Annotated in this window: 2 protein-coding genes and 2 pseudogenes; 2 read left to right on the top strand and 2 right to left on the bottom strand. The window is 37.0% G+C overall.

The features are described 5' to 3' along the window. Window positions 1-254: hypothetical protein (locus tag AC1DTM_RS23450; RefSeq protein WP_477001009.1), on the bottom strand; the 254-nt coding region annotated here is incomplete at its 3' end. A 178-nt stretch (window positions 255-432) separates the two neighbouring features. Between AC1DTM_RS23450 and AC1DTM_RS23445 the strand changes: the two are divergent. Together AC1DTM_RS23445 and AC1DTM_RS23440 are read left to right on the top strand one after the other, a co-directional pair. Continuing rightward, window positions 433-510, top strand: a pseudogene (locus AC1DTM_RS23445) (3-oxoacyl-ACP synthase); the annotation flags it as partial. Then, window positions 504-605 (top strand): annotated as a pseudogene (locus AC1DTM_RS23440) (3-oxoacyl-[acyl-carrier-protein] synthase III C-terminal domain-containing protein); the annotation flags it as partial. The pseudogenes AC1DTM_RS23445 and AC1DTM_RS23440, both read left to right, overlap by 7 nt. Before the next feature lie 48 nt (window positions 606-653). On the opposite strand, the gene AC1DTM_RS23435 reads toward AC1DTM_RS23440, so the two are convergent. Further along, window positions 654-1,931, bottom strand: coding sequence for an MFS transporter (locus AC1DTM_RS23435; RefSeq protein WP_088098932.1), 1,278 nt, complete (start codon window positions 1,929-1,931; stop codon window positions 654-656). Window positions 1,932-2,248: the final 317 nt, after the last annotated feature.

The following is a 2,248-nucleotide window of genomic DNA, read 5'->3' as shown; positions in this document are numbered from 1 at the left end:
AAACTTGTATAAATGATAATTTGCGAAGAACTTGTCCCTTTCCAAATTTTCTTCACTTCAAATAATACTTTAGTTCCAACTCCCTCTTCACTTCTAACATCAATTACTTTCCCCTCAAAAACTACATCATTATTTTGAAATGCATCTTCTGGTGTAAATTTCGCACAATCACATGCATAAGACTTCTCTGGCAAAATAAAAGATGTAACGCTACATATTAAAATAAGAGACAACAAATATACGATTCTTTTCAAGAATCTCAGACCCCTTCATTATCAATTTTAGCAGCTTTCTGTATATTATTTTTACGTCATTCGCCAGATTCCTCCATAGTGAATTAAACATTATCGTTTCCATACAATAAAAGTTTTTATTGACATTTTTATAACCTTATATTAGTATCAGCTTGTAAAAATGTCAGGAGATGTTCCTATGCATTCTAAATCTCGTATTACTACAATTGGTACTTATATTCCAAATCAAGTATTGTCTAATAACGATTTAGAAAAGAAGGAAATTTAAATAATGGAGATACACTTTTACTGTACGGTTTTGGCGGTGGACTTACGCATTTAGGGCTTATCGTGGAGTGGGGTTTAAGTTAAACGAATTAAAAAGAGATTCTAGGAAATAACTAGAACCTCTTTTTAATTTCATGAATTTTTTTTACCTAACCGAGACCATATCACAACAGGAATTAGCAATAATGCTAACACTCCTCCCGCTAATGATAATGCGGCATAACTGGAATTAGCTACTACCATTCCTGACATCGCTCCACCTGAAGCTCCGGCTAACGCAATAAAAACATCTATTTTCCCTTGTGTTTTAGCGCGTGTAGAAGGAGTTGTGGAATCAACAATTTGTGCTGTACCACTAATCAATCCGAGATTCCATCCTAATCCAAGTAAAGAAAGAGCAACAATTAATAATAGTAAAGAATCACTCGGTGCTATCGCAGCTATGACACCCGCTGCAAGTAAAATCACCCCACCAGCTATACTCATCTTAGTACGGCCAATTTTATCAATTAACATTCCTGTAACAAGTGATGGAAGGTACATTGCACCTACATGAAAACCAATCACGAGACCTACTGCACTTAATCCATGACCGTGGTGTCCCATGTGAACTGGAGTCATCGTCATAATCGCAACCATCACTATTTGAGTAAGTATCATTACGATTGCTCCAACAGTAACACCACGTTTATTTTCTATCATTTCTTCTGTTACTGGTTGCCCTTTATATGTATGTTCTTGTTTATATGTTTCTATTATGTTAGCAATAATTAATGGATCTGGACGAAGCATAACAAAAAGGACAAGGCCCGCAAGTATAAATGCCGCTGCTGATAATATGAACGGACCTGCAAGGTTAGGAATTCCAATTGAATGGGCAAAATCTCCCATTACGCCTACTAAGTTCGGTCCTGCAACTGCACCAAAAGTCGTCATAACCATCGTAATACTAATAGCAGTTGCTCGCTGCTTCTTATCTGCTAAATCAGTACCAGCATAACGAGCTTGTAGATTCGTCGCTGTACCCGCACCATATATGAGTAAAGAGACTAGTAATAGAATAATACTATTTGTTAACGCAGCCAATACAACTCCAATAGCCCCTAGTCCCCCTACTATAAACCCTGTTGCAAGTCCTATTCGGCGACCATATTTTTGCGATAACTTCCCAACAAAGAAAGCCGCTACCGCAGATCCCAATGTAAACATAGCAGCCGGTAATCCTGCATATGCATCTGTTCCAAGCATTTGCTGTGCAAGAAGTGCACCTACTGTAATTCCAGCAGCTAATCCCGCTCCGCCAAACATTTGTGAAATACTTACGATTATTAACGTTCGTTTATATAATTTTTGTTGCTCTTCTTCGGTGTACATCCGATTACTTATTGAAGCATCTGCTGTATCTATCATTTCCTCACCTCTCTATAAAACTAATACCTCTTGTTAATGTACTATAGAACAACAAAATCCCCAAATTTAAAATGCTACAATTTTTTTATCCATGTAAAGAACCCCACGGTTTATGTTTCGCCCATTACCGAGGAGTTCCCAAAATAACTATACTAATTTTTTGACAGCCAACGTTCCATCACTAGAGCACAATTCATATTTAGCCTATTTCCCTTACAATTCCTCTACTACTCTTTTTCCCTCTTCTCTTACTTAAAGCTTTCCCTTCCCAAAACAACAAACTTACTAAAGCACAAACTAAAATAATCGGAACACTC

The organism is Bacillus sp. P4_D3, assembly GCF_056401855.1.
The sequence above is the reverse complement of the archived record's forward strand: the minus strand, read 5'-3'. Positions and strand labels throughout refer to the sequence as shown.